This is a genomic window from Ideonella azotifigens (genome assembly GCF_006519715.1).
GTDB classification, from domain to species: domain Bacteria; phylum Pseudomonadota; class Gammaproteobacteria; order Burkholderiales; family Burkholderiaceae_C; genus Ideonella; species Ideonella azotifigens.
This window is the reverse complement of sequence record NZ_VIDT01000922.1, coordinates 1-1,775: the sequence shown is the minus strand read 5'-3', so window position 1 is coordinate 1,775 and position 1,775 is coordinate 1. Positions and strand designations below refer to the sequence as shown.

The following is a 1,775-nucleotide window of genomic DNA, read 5'->3' as shown; positions in this document are numbered from 1 at the left end:
CAGCGCTGATGCTGCGCCAGCGCGCGCCGCTGGGCTTCTGGCTGTGTGCCAGCGCCGGCTGCGCGCTGGTGCTGGTGTTTGCCGCCTGGGAAGGCCATGGGCAACTGGTGCTGGCCGATGGCTGGCTGCTGCTGGCCGTGCTCAGCGCCTCGGTGGCCTACGTTTCGGGCGCACGGCTGAGCGCCGGCTGGCAGGCCGAGCAGGTCATCAGCTGGGTGCTGGTGCTGAGCCTGCCGGTGACGCTGCCGGTGGCCGCATTGAGCTGGCCCACGCACGCAGTGTCGGCCGCAGCCTGGGGTGGCTTCGCCTATGTCACAGTGTTCTCGATGTGGGTCGGCTTTTTCGCCTGGTACCGCGCGCTGGCCATGGGCGGCACGCTGCGCGTGAGCCAGGTGCAGCTGCTGCAGCCCTTTCTTGCGCTGCTGCTCGCGGTGCCGGTGCTGGGTGAGGCCTTGAGCCCGCACACGCTGGGCTTTGCGCTGGCGGTGCTGGCCGTGGTGATGCTGGGCAAGCGCATGCCGGTGGCGGCGAAGAAAGCAGGCGCCGCATGAAGACCTTGGGCGTGCTGGGCGGCATGAGCTGGGAGTCGACGCTGGTCTATTACCGGCTGCTGAACCAGGGCGTGGCCGCGCGCCTGGGCGGGCTGCACAGCGCGAGCCTGCGGCTGGCCAGCGTGGACTTTGCCGAATTGGCGGCGCAGCAGCGCGCAGGCGCATGGGCCGAGGCCGGCGAACTGCTGGGCCGCATGGCCGCGCAGCTGCGCATGGCCGGCGCCGAAGGCCTGATCATTGCCACCAACACCATGCACAAGGTGGCGCCGGCCATCACCGGACTCGGCGGCCTGCCGCTGCTGCACATTGGCGACGCCACCGGCAACGCACTGCGCGCCGCCGGCCACCGCCGCGTGGGCATGCTGGGCACACGCTTCACGATGGAAGACGGCTTCCTGCGCGAGCACCTGGCGCAGCAGCATGGCATCGAAACCGTGGTGCCCGATGCGGCTGGCCGCGCCGAGATGCACCGCGTGATCTACGAAGAACTGTGCCGCGGCCAGGTGCTGGGCGGCTCGCGCGAGCGGGTCGTCGAGATGATGGCCGAACTGGCAGCGCAGGGCTGCGAAGCCATCGTGCTCGGCTGCACCGAGATCGCGCTGCTGACCGACCCGCAGAATCCCCCCGAACCCGGCGGCTGGCCGCTGCCCTTGTTCGACACCACCACCCTGCACGCCCAGGCGGCCGTGCAGTGGATGCTTGCTGACCATTCGCCTGAGACAACGAAGGAACTGCCATGACCGACAAGACCACCGGAAGCCCCTGGACGCTCGCGCACCGCGCCGCGCGCATGAACCCGTCCATCATCCGCGAGATCCTGAAGGTCACCGAACAACCGGGCGTTCTGTCCATGGCCGGCGGCCTGCCGTCGCCGGACACCTTCCCCATCGAAGCGATGCGCGAAGCCAGCGCCAAGGTGCTGACCGACAGCCCGCGCGAAGCGCTGCAATACGCCGCCAGCGAAGGCTACGGCCCGCTGCGCGAATGGGTGGCCGCCACGCTGAACGCGCAGGGCCAGCAGGTCACCCCGGACCGGGTGCTGATCACCACCGGCTCGCAGCAGGCGCTGGACCTGATTGCCAAGGTGCTGGTGGACGCTGGCGCGCCGGTGGCCGTCGAAACCCCCACCTACCTCGGCGCGCTGCAGGCCTTTGCGCCCTTCGAGCCGCTGTTCACCAGCGTGGCCAGCGACGACCAGGGCCCGATTCCCGATGCGATCCGCGC

Annotated in this window: 2 protein-coding genes and 1 pseudogene; all 3 read left to right on the top strand. The window is 70.2% G+C overall.

Features of this window, described 5'->3' with window-relative positions:
* A partial coding sequence (locus FKP22_RS29255) for an EamA family transporter (protein ID WP_141291687.1) occupies nt 1-551 on the top strand: 551 nt, incomplete at its 5' end.
* Nucleotides 548-1,291, top strand: coding sequence for an aspartate/glutamate racemase family protein (locus FKP22_RS29250; RefSeq protein ID WP_141291685.1), 744 nt, complete (start codon nt 548-550; stop codon nt 1,289-1,291). The genes FKP22_RS29255 and FKP22_RS29250, both read left to right, overlap by 4 nt.
* Nucleotides 1,288-1,775: pseudogene (locus FKP22_RS29245) on the top strand (PLP-dependent aminotransferase family protein); the annotation flags it as partial. The gene FKP22_RS29250 and the pseudogene FKP22_RS29245, both read left to right, overlap by 4 nt.